Annotated in this window: 14 protein-coding genes; 6 read left to right on the forward strand and 8 right to left on the reverse strand. The window is 74.1% G+C overall.

Going from position 1 to position 16,541, the window contains the following annotated elements; genetic code table 11:
• Positions 1-15: 15 nt before the first annotated feature.
• The 6 genes from AB0J40_RS21005 to AB0J40_RS21030 are packed head-to-tail and all read right to left on the reverse strand — an operon-like array spanning position 16 to position 5,527.
• Positions 16-222 carry an MbtH family protein gene (locus AB0J40_RS21005; RefSeq protein ID WP_364455516.1) on the reverse strand — a complete coding sequence of 69 codons (207 nt, stop codon included), beginning with the start codon at positions 220-222 and terminating at the stop codon, positions 16-18.
• Positions 219-1,538 carry an MFS transporter gene (locus tag AB0J40_RS21010; RefSeq protein ID WP_364455519.1) on the reverse strand — a complete coding sequence of 440 codons (1,320 nt, stop codon included), beginning with the start codon at positions 1,536-1,538 and terminating at the stop codon, positions 219-221. Before AB0J40_RS21010 ends, AB0J40_RS21005 begins: the two co-directional genes overlap by 4 nt.
• Positions 1,535-2,788, reverse strand: coding sequence for a glutamate synthase-related protein (locus tag AB0J40_RS21015; protein ID WP_364455522.1), 1,254 nt, complete (start codon positions 2,786-2,788; stop codon positions 1,535-1,537). Before AB0J40_RS21015 ends, AB0J40_RS21010 begins: the two co-directional genes overlap by 4 nt.
• On the reverse strand, positions 2,785-3,768 hold the full coding sequence (locus AB0J40_RS21020) for an asparagine synthetase A (protein ID WP_364455525.1): 984 nt from the start codon (positions 3,766-3,768) through the stop codon (positions 2,785-2,787). The genes AB0J40_RS21015 and AB0J40_RS21020 overlap by 4 nt, the downstream gene beginning before the upstream one ends.
• A 32-nt stretch (positions 3,769-3,800) precedes the next feature.
• Positions 3,801-5,045, reverse strand: a complete 1,245-nt coding sequence (locus tag AB0J40_RS21025) for a methylaspartate mutase (protein WP_364455528.1) — start codon at positions 5,043-5,045, stop codon at positions 3,801-3,803.
• The gene (locus AB0J40_RS21030) at positions 5,042-5,527 is read right to left on the reverse strand and encodes a cobalamin-dependent protein (RefSeq protein WP_364455531.1); all 486 of its coding nucleotides are present in this window, start codon (positions 5,525-5,527) and stop codon (positions 5,042-5,044) included. The genes AB0J40_RS21025 and AB0J40_RS21030 overlap by 4 nt, the downstream gene beginning before the upstream one ends.
• Before the next feature lie 422 nt (positions 5,528-5,949).
• Between AB0J40_RS21030 and AB0J40_RS21035 the strand changes: the two genes are divergently transcribed.
• The 6 genes from AB0J40_RS21035 to AB0J40_RS21060 all read left to right on the forward strand — a co-directional run bounded on the left by AB0J40_RS21035 (position 5,950) and on the right by AB0J40_RS21060 (position 13,331).
• Positions 5,950-8,793: a type 2 lanthipeptide synthetase LanM family protein gene (locus AB0J40_RS21035; RefSeq protein WP_364455534.1), complete on the forward strand. Its 2,844-nt coding sequence runs from the start codon at positions 5,950-5,952 to the stop codon at positions 8,791-8,793.
• Between the two features lie 31 nt (positions 8,794-8,824).
• A complete protein-coding gene (locus tag AB0J40_RS21040; RefSeq protein ID WP_364455536.1) occupies positions 8,825-9,004 on the forward strand; it encodes a hypothetical protein in 180 nt (59 codons plus the stop codon).
• A gap of 45 nt (positions 9,005-9,049) precedes the next feature.
• The gene (locus AB0J40_RS21045) at positions 9,050-9,232 is read left to right on the forward strand and encodes a hypothetical protein (protein ID WP_364455539.1); all 183 of its coding nucleotides are present in this window, start codon (positions 9,050-9,052) and stop codon (positions 9,230-9,232) included.
• 38 nt (positions 9,233-9,270) lie between these two features.
• The gene (locus AB0J40_RS21050) at positions 9,271-9,438 is read left to right on the forward strand and encodes a hypothetical protein (protein ID WP_364455542.1); all 168 of its coding nucleotides are present in this window, start codon (positions 9,271-9,273) and stop codon (positions 9,436-9,438) included.
• Between the two features lie 65 nt (positions 9,439-9,503).
• Entirely contained in the window at positions 9,504-12,392 is a 2,889-nt protein-coding gene (locus AB0J40_RS21055) for an AAA family ATPase (protein ID WP_364455545.1), read from the forward strand.
• A gap of 72 nt (positions 12,393-12,464) precedes the next feature.
• On the forward strand, positions 12,465-13,331 hold the full coding sequence (locus AB0J40_RS21060; protein WP_364455548.1) for a LysR substrate-binding domain-containing protein: 867 nt from the start codon (positions 12,465-12,467) through the stop codon (positions 13,329-13,331).
• Positions 13,332-13,335: 4 nt separating this feature from the next.
• On the opposite strand, the gene AB0J40_RS21065 is transcribed toward AB0J40_RS21060, so the two are convergent.
• Together AB0J40_RS21065 and AB0J40_RS21070 are read right to left on the reverse strand one after the other, a co-directional pair.
• Positions 13,336-13,803 (reverse strand): cupin domain-containing protein, encoded by a 468-nt coding sequence (locus AB0J40_RS21065; protein WP_364455551.1) that lies wholly within the window; start codon positions 13,801-13,803, stop codon positions 13,336-13,338.
• Positions 13,800-16,493, reverse strand: coding sequence for a BTAD domain-containing putative transcriptional regulator (locus tag AB0J40_RS21070; protein WP_364455554.1), 2,694 nt, complete (start codon positions 16,491-16,493; stop codon positions 13,800-13,802). The genes AB0J40_RS21065 and AB0J40_RS21070 overlap by 4 nt, the downstream gene beginning before the upstream one ends.
• Positions 16,494-16,541 lie beyond the last annotated feature (48 nt).

Consider the following 16,541-nt stretch of genomic DNA (forward strand, 5'->3'; position numbering starts at 1 on the left):
ACGGCGGGGAGGGGGTCAGCGCATCGCGGCGACGAGGCTCGCCGGGCGCAGGTCGGTCCAGTTCTTCTCGACGTACTCCAGACACGCGGCGCGGGTGTCCTCGCCGTGCACCTTCGTCCAGCCGGCTGGGATGTCCACAGTGGACGGCCAGAGCGAGTGCTGGTTCTCGGCGTTGACCAGGACCAGGAAGGTGCCGTTCTCGTCTTCGAAGGGGTTCGTCATGACTGCTTCTCCTCTGTGAGTGCGGCCCGGCCGAGTGCCGGGGTGGCGACGAGCAGGGCGAGCGCGACGAGCGCGACCGCGGCGTGGGCGAGCATGGTGAGCGGGACGCCGAGCGTCTCGACCAGCACGCCGATCAGCAGGTTCCCGATCGGGGTGGCGGCGAGGGTGAAGAGGGCGAGGATCGACATCACGCGGCCGCGCATCTCCTTCGTCGACCACCGCTGGGCGAGGCTCACGAGCACGAGGGCGGTGAGCCCGGCGACCAGGCCGAGGGTGAAGAAGGCGGCGATGCCGACGGCGAGGTTCCCGGTGGCCAGCAGGGCGAGGCAGCCGACCTGCGCGGCGAGCCCGGCCGTCGCGAGCCGCCCGGCCTTCTCGCGCGGCGGCCACTTGACCGAGACGACGAAGGCGAGGGACGCGCCGAGCGTCATGGCGGTGAGCAGCCAGCCGGCGCCGGCGTTTCCGCCCAGCAGGACCAGGCCGAGGTTGATCGGGCCGGCCCCGCTGAGTTCGAGCAGGCCGGTGACGATCATGGCGGTCCTGAGCGCGGGTCGTCGGGCGACGTACCGTGCGCCTTCGGCGATTTCCGCGCCGAGCTGTTCGACCTTGACGCGCTGCCGGGGTTCCTTGCTGGTCAGGGTCTTGGTGTTGCCGGCGGCGAGTGCGGAGACGGCGAAGCTGACCCCGTTGACGACGGCGACGGTGACGAGTCCCCCGAGCCCGGCCAGCCACGACCCGAGCGCACCCCCGGCGGCCTGCCCGCCCCGCACGGCGGCGAGGTAGACGGCGTTGCCGCGCACGAGGTGCCCGGGCGGCAGGAGGTTCGGCCGCAGGGCATCGGAGGCCGGGATGAAGAAGGCACTGGCGACGGCCATGACGACGATGAGGGCGGTCAGCAGGGGTAGCCGGGGTCCGACGAGCAGGACACCGGCGGCCCCGGCGAGCATGGCCCCGGCCCGCACGAGATCGGTGGTGACGAGGACCCGCCGCGGCCCGGCCCGATCGGCGACGGCACCGCCGACGAGAAGGGTGAGGACCTTGGGGAGCGAACCGAGGGCGAGGACGAGGCCGGCGAGGGCGGGGCCCGCGGTGCCGACGAGGGTGACGGAGAGGGCGATGAGCCAGACGGCATCCCCGAAGGAGGACAGGCCCATGGCGAGGACGAGCCCGAGGAAGGGCGCGGGCAGGGCTTTGCTCGGAGGGCCGGTGGTGCCGGGCCCAGCCGCTGTGGCGCGCGGCTCAGCCGCAATGGCACTCGGCCCGGCAGCGGCGGCGCCCGGCTCCGCAGCCGCGCGCGGCTCCTCTACGGCGGTCATGACAGCACCTCTTCCGCCACCCGCTCCGCCTGGCCCGGGAACCACACGTCCTCCGGCGTCAGCGCGTCCGCCCGGTACTGGCCCAGCGCGCTCAGCAACAACCGCAGCTCCAGCGCCAGCGCCTCGGCGAACCGGACCAACCCCTCCGCGGGATCCGTGTCCACCGCCAGCAGCGCCGCCCGGCCCAAGCCCGCCGCGCGCGCACCCAGCGCCAGGACCTTCGCCACCCGCGTCCCCTCCCACATCCGGCCCGAAGCCAGCAAGCAGCCGGCCGGCGTTCCGATGCGGGACAGGCACTCCGCCAGCGGCAACCCCACCGAAGCGAACGACAGCGGCGCCCAACCCGAGCCGCCCTCGGCACCGTCCACCGTGACCGCGGACGCGCCGGCCGCCCAGGCCACCGAAGCCGCCACCCCGACGTCACGCCCCGGCGGGAGCTTCACCCACACCCCGGCGCGCGGGAAGTTGTTGCGCATCAAGCGGATCTGCTGGCGGAGGATCTCGTCGGTGAACGTCCCCGGCGAACTGCTGCGCAGCACCTGCGAGCCCAACGACAGATCGACCGCGTACTGCGAAGCCAGCGAAGCAGCGTCAGAAGGCGAGACCAGCGTCATCCCGCCCAGTCCCGGCTTCGCGCCCTGGCCGACCTTCAGCTCGAACGCCAGCCGCCCGGACTCCAGCAGCGGCAGCGCCGACGGGTCCGAATACACCAGGTTCCACACCTCGGCGTCCGCGTCCTCCGTGCTCTGCTGCACGACCACGCCGCCGAGCCCGTCCGGCACCGCGTCCGCGTACGCCCGCAGCCGCTCCAGGAGCGTCCCGGCCGACGCCCCGTCCACGCGGCCGTGGCCGTGCATCGGGACGACGTTCTCGCCGATCACCATCGGGATCCCGAGCCGCGCGGCCTGCTCCGACGCCGCCGCGCCGAGCCCGCGGCCCGCCGCCTGCGTCGAGCCGAACGCCGACAGGTACAGCGGCAACGCGGAGGCGAACCCGCCGATCGACGTCGACAGCGAAACGTCGCCGTACCACGGTTCCCGGCCCAGCTCGATCAGCTTCTCCAGCCGCCGCGGCACGAACACCGGCGGCACCAGCCGAGCCGACTCCAGGACATCCGCGGAAGAGACCGAACCGGCACCGAACAAGGAAGTCCCGTAGGAAGAGGAGTCGGGGAACACCGCCGAAGCGCCGCGCCGGGCGCGCTCCCGGACCCGGTCGGCGGGAAAACCGGAAGCCTGCAACGCGGTCACGGCGAGACCACCCCCGGCAGCTTCGGGAACGCCGTCGCCTGCCACACCGCGTCCAGCCCGGCCACGTACCGGGTGAACCGCTGCACGCCCAGCCCGAACCCGGCGCTGGCGGGAATCCCCGAGCGGACCAGGTCGAGGTACCACGCGTACTTCGCCGGGTTCTCCCCCGTCTCGCGCATCCGCGTGACGATCCGGCCGTAGTCGTGCTCGCGCTCGCTGCCGGAACACAGCTCGCCGTAGCCCTCGGGGGCGATCAGGTCGAAGTTCCGCAGGACGCCCGCCACGGAAGTGCTTTCCCGGTCGTAGAACCCGCGCGACCCCTTCGGGTAGTCGACCAGGAAGAACGGCCGGGCGTGCTTCTCCGACAGGATCGCCTCGCCGGCCCAGTCGATCTCGGCGTCCGCGCTCTGCGGGTGCCCGAGCTCGCGCAGCGTCTCGACGGCGGTCGCGTGCGACAGCCTGCCGAACGCGCCGCCCAGCAGGTCGGCGAACGCGCCCGAGTCGCGTCCGAGCGCCTCCAGCACGTCGCCCGCGTCCTCGACGACCCGGCGGACCACGTGCGCGACCAGGTCCTGCAGCAGGTCGAGCACGTCGTCGCGGGACGCGCCGGCCACCTCGACGTCGAGCTGGTGGAACTCGGCCAGGTGCCGGCTCGTGTTCGCCGTCTCCAAGGGCTCCAGCCGCACGTTCGGCGCGACGTAGAAGATCTTCGAGAAACCCAGCAGCGACGCCTGCTTGTACAGGATCGCGCTGGTCATCAGCTTGTACCGGTGCCCGTAGAAGTCGACGTCGACCTGCTTCGCGCCGCGGCCGCCCGGGTCGGTGACCGGGCCGATCACCGGGGGCAGCAGCTCGGTGAAGCCGCGGGCCGCGAGGAACGCGCGCGCCTCGGCCAGCATCCGGTGCTGCAGGCCCAGCACGTGCCGCGTGGTCTCCGACGTCAGGTGCGTGCGCGGGTCCGGCGGATCGGTGTACTCCATGGCGTTCTCACTCCCAAGCTGGTCGGTGCGGATCAGGACAGGACCGGGTCGAGCCTTCGGCGGTGGTAGGACAGGTCGGCGAGCAGCCGGGTCGCGGTGACCCGGTCGTGGCCGCGGCGGCCGCCGAGCGCGGCGGGCAGCGGCATCCGCCCGGTGTGCCACCACTGCAGGCGGCCGTCGTCGTCGAGCACGCACCGGGTTTCGCCGCCGTTGTCGGGGTGCAGGCAGTACGGGACGTCGAGCAGGCCGCGCTCGAACGCCGCCGGCAGCGCCTCGGCGAGCGTCGGCGCGAGCGAACGCACCTCGTCGACGAGCAGCCGGGCCTGCAGGTACACCTCGGTGTCCCCCGGCGGCGGCGGAACCGGCGGCGGCTGGTCCAGCGCCGTCGCGTGCGCCAGCCGCAACGCCTCGACGTTCTCCTCGACGGTCGGGATCCGGTGCGCCTCCGCGGTGGTCTTGACGATCAGCCGCTCGGTGCCGGTGCGCACGGCGAGCCGGACGCTTTCGGCGACCAGCTCCCGCGCCCCGGCCGCGGACTCCGGGAACAGGCCCATGTGGGTGTAGAGCACCAGGTGGTGGTCCACAGTGGACAACTCCTCGGCGCACAGCCGCCGCATCGCCCACAGCGCTTCGGCGTCCTGCTCCGGGCTGGTCTGCTGCGCGTAGCTGGCCGAGACGCTGCGCACGCCGTGTTCGGCGAAGAACAGGCACTCCAGCACCGACAGCGCGACCAGCAGCCCCGGCGGGCACAGCTGGCCGAGCATGCAGCCGCCGAAGCTTTCGAGGTGGCAGTCGACGGCCTGCTCGGCGAGCAGCGACGCCGACCGCGACCACGACCGCGTCGCCGTCCGCAGCGGGACGCTGCTGTAGGGCAGGCAGTAGGACACCGGCCCGCCTTCGGAGGCGTCGAGCCCGGCTTCGAGCATCACGGCGAAGATGTCCTCCGGCTGCGCCGACCCGTGCCGCACCTGGACCGGGAAGCCGGGCAGCCCGGCCACCAGCTCGGCGGTGGCGGCCGGCCCGAGCGCCACCAGCGGGTAGCCGTTGAGCGGGACGCCGGAGGCGACCGACATGGCGGCGAGGTCGTGCTGCCCGGTGCGGGTGTAGCTGTCCAGGGTCACGGTGCCCACGGCCGGCACGCCGGCCCCGGCCACCGCGTGCAGCCCGCGGCGCATCACGACGGGGTCGGAGAACCCCATCCGCGGCTGCACGACCAGCGTCCGGCGGCGCCGGTGCTCGGCCACGAAGCCGCTGAACACCGACCGGGCAGCGGTCACCGCGAGGTCCGGACGTTCGCGGCGACGAACTCGCGGAACGACTCGATCGCCTGGCCGGAGTCGCCGGCGCCGACGTGGAACACCGCGTCGTAGCCCAGGGCCAGCAGCTCGGTCTCCAGTTCGGCGTCGGCGTCACCCCGCACGCCCAGCTTGCCGCCGATGACGGCGGGCAGGCCGGCCAGCGCGGGGTCGGCGCGCAGCGCGGAGATCACCCGGGCGCCGTCGACGTGCCCGTGGCCGTTGATGGTGCTGATCACCAGGCAGTCGGGGCGCTCGGCGCGGCAGGCGGCCAGCAGCCGCTCGACCGGGACGCACGCGCCGAGGTTGACCACCTCGTGCCCCATCTCCTCCATGATCAGCTGGAGGGCGACGAGGTTCCACATGTGCGAGTCGGACTGGACGCTGGACAGGACGAACTTGAGCGGGGACCCGGCGGCCACGCCGGGCCCGTCGGGGGTCTGCTCGATCTGGAACGTGGTCATCGTGCGTCGCTCCCTGTGCGTTCGGGGAACGTCCGCGGGGCGAGCCGCGAACTTCTCACGACGAATCGTCATCGGCCGGCAGCCGCCGCACATGGGTGCGACGGACCCGCATTCCCCCGCCGCACCCGGCCCGTGGTCCGCCTCGCGCGCGGGCGACGCGGCCGCGCGCGCGACCGCGGAGTCCGGTGGGGTGCGGGTGCCCCGCATGGGGGATCGGTGGTTCGGACCCGGTCGTCAACCCCTGCCGCGCCCGCCCGCCGAGCGGTGCAACCGCCACGTCCGAACGGCGCAACCACCCAGTCCGCGACCAGGCGTTTTCCCGGCGGTGCCCCCATGAACCCCTAGGAAGCCCCCATGCCGCGCGGGAATGCGGGCGCGGCGCCCCCATGTAACCCACGTCACCCGCTGGCATGCTCGATCCCGTGATTCCCCCGCAGCCGAACCCGGCGACCACGACGCTCCCGCCCACCTGGTGGGCCGCGGCGCTGACCACGCAGGAACGCCGCCCCGGCGGCGCCCGTCCCGCGTGGGTCGACTTCGCGGAAGCGGCCCTCTCCCGGGAAAGCGCCCCGACGGAGCTTTCCCGGGACGGCTGGCGCACCGCCTTCGCCGCGGTGTTCCGCCCCTTCACCGACGCGGCCCGCGCCGCGATCGCCGGCGCCGCAGCGGCTTCGCCCGCCGTCGACGCCACCGCGGTCGCCGACGGGTGCGCGACGCGGCTGGGGCACCAGCTCGCCGGGCTCGCCGCCCGCAGCCTCGTGCTGGAGCTGGGCCGGGCCCGCCGCGCGGGGATCCTGGCCGGGGACACCGGGGAAGAGCGGTTCGCCGACTTCGTGCGGCGGACCGGCACCCCGGCCGGGCTCACCGAGCTGCTGCACCGCTACCCCGTGCTCGCCCGGCTCGCCGCGCAGGCGTCGCTGCACGCGATCGCGGCCGTCACCGAGCTGCTCGACCGCTTCGACGCCGACCGCGCCGCCCTCACGGCGTTCACCGGTCCGGAACCCGGCGCGCTGGTGGAGATCAGCGGCGGCACCGGCGACGCGCACCAGCGCGGCCGCTCGGTCCGGGAGCTGCGGTTCGCCGGTGGCGCGCGGGTGATCTACAAGCCGCGCCCGCTCGACCTGCACGCGGCGTTCACCGGCCTGGTCGAGTGGCTCAACCCGCGCGTGCCCGGCCTCGAGCTGAGCACGGTGGACGTCCTGGTGCGCCCCGGTTACGGCTGGCTCCGGTTCGTCGAGCACCGGCCGTGTGCCGACCTCACCGAGGTCGACCGGTTCTACCGCCGCCAGGGCGTCCTGCTCGCGTTGCTGCACGCCCTCGACGGCACCGACGTGCACTTCGAGAACATCATCGCCGCCGGCGACCAGCCGGTGCTGATCGACATCGAGACGCTCTTCCAGCCGGTGCTGCCCGCCGACGCCGGCGAGGTCGACCCCGCCGCCGAGCTGCTCGCCCGGTCGGTGCACCGGACCATGCTGCTGCCGCAGATGCTCGTCGGCGAGCACGGCGCGGTCGACATCTCCGGGCTGGGCGGCGGCCGCGCGGCGGCCCCGGCGCTCACCCGCGTCGACTGGCTCGACGCCGGCACCGACCGGATGCGGCTGACCCGGGTGCCCGGCGGCGTCGGCACCGGCGTCAACCGGCCCACCCTCGGCGGCGTCGACGTCGAGCCCGCCGAGCACGGCGCCGCGCTGCTGGCCGGGTTCCGCGCCGGGTACGACGCCATCGCCGCCGGCGCCGGGGAGTTCCGGCCGCTGCTCGACCGCTGCGCCGAGGCCGGGATCCGCGTCCTGGTCCGCCCGACCAGCTTCTACACGCGGCTGCTCGACGAGACCACGCACCCGTCGCTGTTGGCCGACGCCGCCGCGCGCGACGAGGCCTTCGGGCTGCTGCACGACGACAGCACCGACGACGTCCGCCGCGGGCTGGTCGCCGCCGAGCTGACCGACCTGTGGGCGGGTGACGTCCCGATGTTCACCGGCCGGCCCGGCTCCACCGATCTTTGGGACGCCGAAGGCGGCCAGCTGCCCGGGCTGCTGGCCGAACCGCCGCTGGAGACCGTGCGAGCGAAGGTCGCCGGGATGACCACGATCGACCGCCGGGACCAGGAATGGCTGATCTCCGCCGCGCTGGCCACCCGGCCCACCCCCGAAACCCACACCGGTACCGGGGTCACCGACACCGTCCTGCCGAGCAAGAGCCCCGAACCGGCGCACCTGCTCTCGGCCGCCTGCGGCATCGCCGACGCGATCGTCGCCCGCGCGGCCTCCGGCGGCGGGCGCGTCAACTGGGTCGGGCTGGAGCTCGTCGACGAGAAGTACTGGACCGTGCTGCCGATGGGCGCCGGGCTCGGCGAGGGCTACACCGGGGTCGCGCTGTTCCTGGCGCAGCTGGCCGAGCTGACCGGCATCGACCGCTACCGCGAACTGGCCGGGAAGGCGCTTTCCGGGCTGCCCGGGCTCGTCTCGGCGCTGGAGGCCGATCCGGACCTCGCCGCCGCGGCCGGTCCCGGCGGGCTGCTCGGCCTCGGCGGCGTCGCCTACGCGGCGGCCCGGCTTTCGCGGCTGCTCGACCGCCCCGACCTGCTCGACCTGACCGCCCGCACGGTCGCCGTGCTGCCCGCGCCGACGCCCGAGACCTCTCCGCGGTACACCACCGGCCTCGCCGGCGGGCTCGTCGCCCTGCGCTCGGTCGCCACCCAGACCGGGCTCACCGGCGCGACGCTGCTGGCCGACGCCTACGCGGCCGAGCTCGCCGTCCGCTCGATCGACCCCGACCTCGCCGACCCCGGGTTCGCGCACGGTGCGGCCGGCGTCGACTGGGCGCTGGCCGGGTACCCGCGGGAAACCGCGACCCTGCCGCCCGCCAAGACCGCCACCGGGCACGGCTGGTGCTCCGGCCTGGCCGGCCAGGTCCTCGCCTACGCGGGCGAACCCGCGCTGCTCGGCCTCGACGAGCAGGTCGCGGCGCTCGCCGGCCAGGACCCGCTGCGCGACCTGAGCCTCTGCCACGGCGAAACCGGCATCACCGACGTCCTCGGCTTCCTCGCCGAAAACGGCCACCAGGGCGCGGCCGCCGCGGTCGCCACCCGCACCGGGCAGCTGCTGACCGCCGTCGAACAGGACGGCGCCCGCTGCGGCACCCCGGACGGCGTCGCCTCCCCCGGCCTGCTCACCGGCCTGGCCGGCATCGGCTACGGCCTGCTGCGCCTCGGCTTCGGCCGCCGCGTCCCGTCCGCCCTGCTCTTGCAACCTCCGGCCCGCTGATCCCTTCCCCACCCGAGGAGAGAACGAAACGATGCGCGAAACCACCGCCGAGACCGTCGAAGCCACCATCGGTGCCCTGGTGCTGCCCCGCGCGAACCGCGCCGGTGCCCGCAACCAGGCACTGGCCGGCACCCGGCCCCGCGTCTCCGGGATGACCCTCGAGACGCTCGGTGGACCCACCGTCGTCACCAACGGCACCTTCGCCCTCTGACGTCCGTCCCCCTGCCCGATCGCGACCGAAAGCGGAGAACACCCCATGAGCGAGCACGACTTCACCGGCACGGACAACCCCGTCGGCGACCCCACCCTGCCGGTGCCGACCCGGACCGGCGCCCGCAACCGCGCCCTCGCCGGCCGGACCGCGCGGCTGAGCCACCACGGCGCCGACACCCTCGACATCACGCCCGTCTTCACCGTCAGCATCGGTTTCGCCGAATAACCGTCCGACCCAGCACTACCGAGAGTGGAGCCACCAGCATGACCGAGCACGACCTCGACAACCCGATCGGCGACTTGACCCTCCCGACGTCGAGCCGAACCGGCGCCCGCAACCACGCTCTGTCCGGCCGCGCGGCGCGGGTCGGCCGGAACTCCCTGACCACGATGGACATCACGGTCGTCACGGGCGGCTTCACCGAACAGTGAGACGCGGCGGGCGTCGGTAATTCGACCTACGTCCGGAGGTGGCCGGTCCGGTTATAGTGACCGCGATGGGCATCCGGTCGACGCGTCTCATCGGACGCGACAGGGAGCTCGGCGCGCTGTCCCAGGCTCTGGAGAAGGCCCGCACCGACCACGGTGGGGCCTTCTTCCTTGTCGGTGAAGGCGGGATCGGGAAATCCCGGCTCGCCGCCGACATCGCCTCGCGGGCGTTGGCGACCGGGCTCCCGGTGCTACGCGGCCGAGCCAGCTCGATCGGCCCCATGGTGCCGTTCCGTCCCCTGGCCGAAGCCCTGCTGTCGCACTTCCGCGGCGGTCTGCCGCCCGCCGCGCCCGAACTCGACCCGCTCGTGCCGGTGCTCGCCCGGCTCGTGCCCGACTGGTACCGCGGCGACCGCCCGCACGACAACGGGAACCTCCTGGTCCTGGCCGAAGCGGTGTTCCGGCTGCTGTCGGTCGCCGGCCGCGACGGCGGCTGCCTGATCGTGCTGGAGGACCTCCACAACGCCGACGCCGAGACGCTGTTCATCGTCGAGTACCTCGTCGACAACCTCGCGGCCGGCCGGGTGATGCTGATCGGCACCCTGCGCGGCGAACCGGGCGAGGCGCTGCGGCTGGCCTCGGCCGCGGCGCAGCGCTCGTCCAGCCACACCTTCGAACTGACCCGGCTCGACGCCGAACGCACCCGCGAGTTCGCGGCCGCCTGCCTGGAGACCGAGCCGGCCGCGGTCCCCGCCGCCGTCGCGAACCTGTTGTGGCAGAACAGCGAGGGCGTGCCGTTCGTCGTCGAGGAGCTGCTGCACGGCATGGTCAGCGACGGCCTGCTCGTCGGCGGGCCGGGCGGCTGGCAGGTCGTCGGCGAGCTGCAGGCCCGCGTGCCCGAGGCGCTGATCAGCAGCATCGCCGCCCGCGTCGACGCACTCGGCGAGGACGGCGAAACGCTGCTGTCGGTGGCCGCCGTCCTGGGCAGGCGGTTCCCGCTTTCGGTCGTGCAGGCGGTCACCGACATGGACGACCGCATGCTGCACAACCACATCAGCGCGAGCGTCGCCGCGCACCTGATCACCACCGACGAGACCACACCGGGCTGGTACGCCTTCCGGCACCCGCTGACCGCCGAGGCGCTGCTGGCCCGGCTCGTGCCGTCGACGAAGGCGAACCTCGCGCGCCGGGCCGCGGACGCCGTGGAGCAGCTGCACCCCGGCCTGCCCGGCGAGCTGTGCGCGCTGGCCGCCGCGCTCCGGCTCACGGCGATGGACCACCCCGGCGCCGGGCGGCTGTTCGCCGAAGCCGGCCGCCGGGCGCTCGACGGCGGCGCGGCCGACTCGGCGGTGACGATGCTGACCCGCGCCGTCGAACTGCTGGCCACGGCGAGCCCCGACGACCGCGCCGACGCCCTCGAAGCCCTGCTGCACGCGCTCGGGCAGACCGGGCAGTTCGACCGGGCCGTCGAGTTCTCCGCCCGGTTCGCCGAGATCGGCAGCCTCGAGCGGGCGGTCGACCTGCACATCCAGCTGGCGTGGGCGGCCTACATCGGCGGCCGCCACGACGAGTGCCTCAACCAGATCGAGCAGGCCCGCGCCCCGCTCGGCGGCGAGATGACCGAAGAGCAGAACGCGGCGCTCGACGCCGTCGAAGCGACGCTGTGGCTCGACATCCCCGGTCCGGCGCACACCGAGCGGGCCCGGAAGCTGGCCGAGCAGGCGTGGGAGGTCGCCGAGCGCGCCGGCGTGCCGTTCGTGTCGTGCCAGGCGCTGCAGGTACTCGGCATGGTGGCGCTGGAGTCGGACCTGGCCGAGGCCGAGCGCCACCTGCAGCTCGCGCGGCGGGTGGCCGAGCGGCACCAGCTGACGCACCTGCGCACCCAGGTGCTGGTCCGCCTCGGCGGCCACCGGATGCTCGCCGAGGGCGACATCCGGACGTTCGACCTGGCGCGCGCGGAGGCCCAGCGCACCGGTGCGATCACGCTGACCTGCGCGGTCGACGCGAGCCTCGCGGTGCACGCGGTGATGCGGGGCGAGTTCGCGCAGGCCGATCGCATCCTCGACGAGAACCTCGCGGTGCTGGGCAGGCTCCGGCTGGTCGCGCTGCTGCAGTACACGCACATGACGCGCGCGATGGTGGCCGCCCACCAGGCGGACCGGCCGCGGATGGAGCGCGCGCTCGAGGACTTCCGCGCGGAGGGCGGCGCGACGGCGCAGGAGCTCGTGCTGAGTGTCGGGCTGGCCCAGGTGTTCTGCTCCCTGCTCGAAGAGGACGCCGAACGCGCCCGCCGCGAGCTGGCGCAGGTGCTGGCGCTGGAGGAGCGGCAGCCGAGCCGCTTCCACCTGGCGGGCCAGCACGGTCTCCGGCTGCTGATCGAGGCGCTCGACGGTTCGCCACCACCGGACCGGCCCCCGGCGGCGGTGAGCGGGATGCGCTGGAACCGCCAGTTCGTCCTGCTGGGCGACGCGGTCCGCCACGGCCGCGCGGGCGACGTGGAGCAGGCCGACGCCGCCGTGGCCGCCGCGATCGAGGCGGCGGCCCCGTTCCCGGTGAGCAGGCACCTGGGGCTGCGCATGGTGGCCGAGTCCGCGGCGGCCGACGGCTGGGGCAACCCGGTGACGTGGCTCAAGGAGGCCGAGGAGTTCTTCCACCAGGCGGAGGTGACCGCGGTGGCGAGCACGTGCCGCGGGCTGCTGCGCAAGATCGGCGCCCCGGTCGGCCAGCGCCGCACGGGCTCCGACCGGCTGCCGGCGGAGCTGCGCTCGGCGGGTGTGACGGTCCGCGAGTACGAGGTGCTGCAGCTGCTGGCCGACAACATGGGCAACAAGGACATCGCCCGCCGGCTGCACATTTCGCCGCGCACGGTGGAGAAGCACGTGGCGAGCCTGATGGCGAAGTCCCATTTGGAGAACCGCAGCGCGCTGACGGAGTACGCGCGCAACACTCCACAGTAGACTTCCGCGGCACCCCCGGCGGCAGCGCGCGGACGTGCGATGATCGGAGGGGACAGGAGGTGGTGACCCACCGTGGACCTCGACCTGCGCAAGCTCCGGTACTTCGTCGCCGTGGCCGAAGAGCTGCACTTCGGGAGGGCCGCCGCTCGGCTGCACATCGCCCAGCCCGCCCTGTCCCGGCAGATCCGCGCGCTCGAGGACGAGCTGAAGACCGTCCTCTTCGCGCGCGACCGTCGCAGCACCGTCCTCACCCCGGCCGGCGAGCAGCTGCTCGAAGACGCGCGCGGCCTGCTGTCCGCGGCCGACGCCGTCCGGCGGCGGGTCACCGCGGCCGCGAAGCCGGTGCTCACGGTCGGGTTCATGCCCGGCATCGTCGTCACCCCGGCGGTGCGGCTGCTGGCCGAACGGCAGCCCGATCTCGCCGTCCGGCTGCTGCGCACCAGCTGGCACGACCAGGTCGAGGTCCTGCACGACGGCCGCGTCGACGTCGGCGTGGTCCGGCTGCCCTTCGACCGGCGCGGGCTGACCGTGCGGCCGCTGTTCGAGGAGCCGCGCGTGGTCACCGTGCCGGCCGGGCACCGCCTGGCGGGCAAGGAATCCGTCTCGGTCACCGAACTCGCCGACGAGCACCTGCTGCAGGACCCCGACGCCGTCCCGGAGTGGCGGGACATCGCCGTCGAGCTGCGCGGCACCGAACGGTCCGAGGTCCCGCCGATCCACAGCGTCGAAGAGAAGCTGGAGCTGGTCGCCGCCGAGGCGGGGATCAGCATCATCCCGCTCTCGACCGCGGCGTTCTACACCCGGCCGGACGTGGTCGCGGTGCCGGTGGACGACATCGCGCCGAACCGGGTGTGCCTGGCGTGGCTCGCCTCGCGCCGGTCGGCGCTGATCGATGCGTTCGTCGACGCGGCGGCGAGCCTGGTGCCGCACGAGGGCTGACCGGTCAGGCCCCCTCCACCGCACCCGGCGGCAGGAACTCGACGTCGTGCAGGGCCGACAGCCGGACCACCTCGGCCGGGTCCGTCAGGTCGTGCAGCCGGTCGAACAGCTGCGCCAGCCGCCCCGCCGGGCTCACCCAGAACAGCCCGCGGGTGCTGCCCTCGCCGCGGTTGTAGTACGCGTGCGGAAGCCCCTTCGGCATCCGCACGGTGTCGCCCGGCCCCGCCGTCTCCCATTCGCCGTCGAGGTACAGGGTGAACACGCCTTCCAGGACGTAGATGTGCTCGTCCTGGGTCGGGTGCACGTGCGGCGGGACGCCGGTGCCGGGCGGGTCGTAGGTCTCGAACGCGAAGCTGGACTCGCTCGCCGCCTTCTGGTGGTAGGTGTGCCCGAGGACGTTCCACACCTTCCCCTCCCCCGCCGGCGTGATTCCCTTCGGCAGCGGGCCGAGCACGATTTCTTCGCCGGTCATGGCCTCTCCTCCTGGTGGACCTCGGCCAGCCGCTCCTGGACGCGGGCGTGGCGGAACTGGTAGACGCCGCCGGCCTGCCGGAGCACGCCGCGGCGGTGGGCGTCGTCGAGGAAGTGCATCAAGCGCCACGGCAGGCGGCCCGTCGCCGCGAGCCAGAGGTGGTGGACGAAGTAGTTGCCCCACGCCCGCGTCACCAGGACCGCCAAGCCGATGCCGCCGCCGAAGCAGACGCCGGCCACGAACGGCAGCACCGGGTTCGTCGCCGCCGGGAACACCTGGCCGCCCGCGATCGCGCCCGCCAGGCCGTAGCACACCGCCGCGACACCGCGGGCCATGAAGAACCCGAACGAGGCGCCCGCCAGCCCGGCCGCGATCGCCAGCGCGAGGTCGAAGCGCCCGCCCAGCACCGGCAGGAACCGCGTCTGCGCGGTGAACGCGAACGCCATCCCGTCGAACAACCCGAGCGACACCAGGAACGACACCGACAATGCGATCGTCCCGGTGCGCTCGTTGCGCAGGATCGTCCGCGGGCTCGACACGCGGCTGGCGTCGACCGGCTTGGCGAGCCACACGTGCACCGCGAACACCAGGCCGAACACCAGCGCCAGGAAGACCACCAGGCCGGTCGCCAGCGACCAGCCCAGGCCGAGCAGCACGCCCACGACGGCCCCGATCGCGAACCGGCCGGCGAACTTCCGCGCGGCCCCGGCGAACCGCACTTCGGTGCGCAACGGCTCGGGCGCGCGCCCGAAGCGGTGGGTCAGGCAGGCCGCGCCGCCGAACGACACGCCGTAGATCGCGGCCAGCGCCGGGCCGTCGTCGACCCAGCCGGTGACGACGAAGAACAACGCGACCAGCACACCGGCGAGCGCCGACCGGGTCCGCACCGGCACCGCCCGGTACAGCTGCCACCACGCCAGGTCGCGGCTGCGCGCCTGCTCGAGGTGCCGGGCCAGGAAACCCAGCCAGCGCGTCGCCTGCGCCGCGGTGTACCGGCCGGACGGGCTCGTCTTCGGGTTCCGGCCCGGCGGCTGCGGCACCTGCGCGTAGGCGTTGGGGACGAACGAATCCAGCAGCTGCCCCTCGAGAGCTTCGGCCTCCGACGCGCCGAGCAGCTCCGCCGGATCGGCGTCGGGACGGCCGTAGCCGATCCGCGCGAGGTCGACCATCAGCGGCGTCCGCAGCACGCGGGCCAGGGCCGCGTCCGGGTCGCGGCGCAGCCGGTCGGCCACCGGACCCCAGCGGTCCCGGCCGTCTCGCGCCGACAGGTACGTGATCGCCTCCTGCCGGGCGACCGGTTCGAGCCGCACCACCGTGGCGGCGGTCAGCACGGCGCCGGCTTCGCGCACGACCTGGTCGTACTCGGCGGAGCGGCACGTGAGCACCAGCGCGCGGCCCGTCCCCATGGTCTGGTCCAGTGCGTCGAGCGCCGCGACGCGCAGATCGGCGGGCATCTCGTCGAGGCCGTCGAGCACCGGCAGGACGTGCCCGCCGAGGACGAGCCGGGTGGGTGCGTCGCGCCCGTATTCGCGGGCGTTGAGCAGGGCCGGGTGGTCGTCGGCGAGCCGCGCGGCCAGCCACCGGTCCAGGTGGTCGCGCCGCGGGTCCCACGACGCCAGCGAAAGCAGCACCGGCACCGGGCCGCCCGGCGCGCGGGTGCGCAGCAGCTCCAGCGTCAGCATCAGGGCGAGCACCGACTTCCCGGAGCCCGGTTCGCCGAGGACGACCAGCTGCGGCACGGGCAACGCCGTGTAGGTCTCGGCGATGTCGTCGAGGTCGCCGCGCAGCCTTCCCCGAAGGGCCGACCAGCGCAGGGCGATCGGCTGCGGCCGGTGCAGCGACCGCAGTTCGGCTTCCGCGCGCCACTGCCACGTGACGGCTTCGGCCAGCTCGGTGACCGCGCGGTCGAAGGAATGGCGCAGCGGCGCGGGTTCCGGCTCGGGCTCGGGTTCGCTCGGGGTGGCCTCGGCCAGGATCTGCTCGTGCAGCCGCCGCAGTTCGGGGTTCGGGTCGACGCCGAGTTCGTCGGCCAGCCGCCGGCGCAGACCGTGGAACAGCGTCGAGGCTTCAGCGTACCGCCCTTCCTTCGCGAGGGCGCGCATCAGGAGCAGGTGGGACTGCTCGCGCATCGGGTGCTCGCCGCAGAACTCGGTCAGCTCGCGGACGACCTCGCCCGTTTCGCCGAGCCGCAGCCGCCATTCGGCGCACAGTTCCACGGCGTCGGCGCGCTGCTCGTCGAGCACCGCCGCCCGGCCGGCCAGCGTCGTCGTCCGTAGCCCGTCGAGCGCCGGGCCACGCCACAACCCCAGTGCCGCCCGGATTTCTTCGACGGCGTCGACGAGTTTCGCCTGCCCGGCGAGTGTCCGCGCGGCCGCGACGTGGCGGCGGAAGCGGAGGGAGTCGAGATCGTCGACGCCGGTCTCCAGGCGATATCCCGGACCGTCGGTGACGATCGACGCGCCGGCCTCGCCGAGCCGGGCCCGCAGGGCGGAAACGCAGTTGCGCACCTGCTTCACGGCGGTCGCGGGCGGCTCGTCCTCCCAGAGCGCGTCGATCATGCGCTCCACCGGCACGACGGAGTTCGGACTGAGCAGCAGAACGGCGAGCGCGCGCTGCTGGCGCGGGCTCGCCAGGGTGACCCGATCCCCGTACGCCCGCACTTCCAGCGTCCCGAGAATCCGGAACCTCATCGCATCCCCCCTCGTGCCCCAGGCTAGCGCCGCGCGCCCCCGCTCCGA

Origin of the sequence: Amycolatopsis sp. NPDC049691, assembly GCF_040675005.1 — a bacterium.
GTDB lineage: Bacteria > Actinomycetota > Actinomycetes > Mycobacteriales > Pseudonocardiaceae > Amycolatopsis.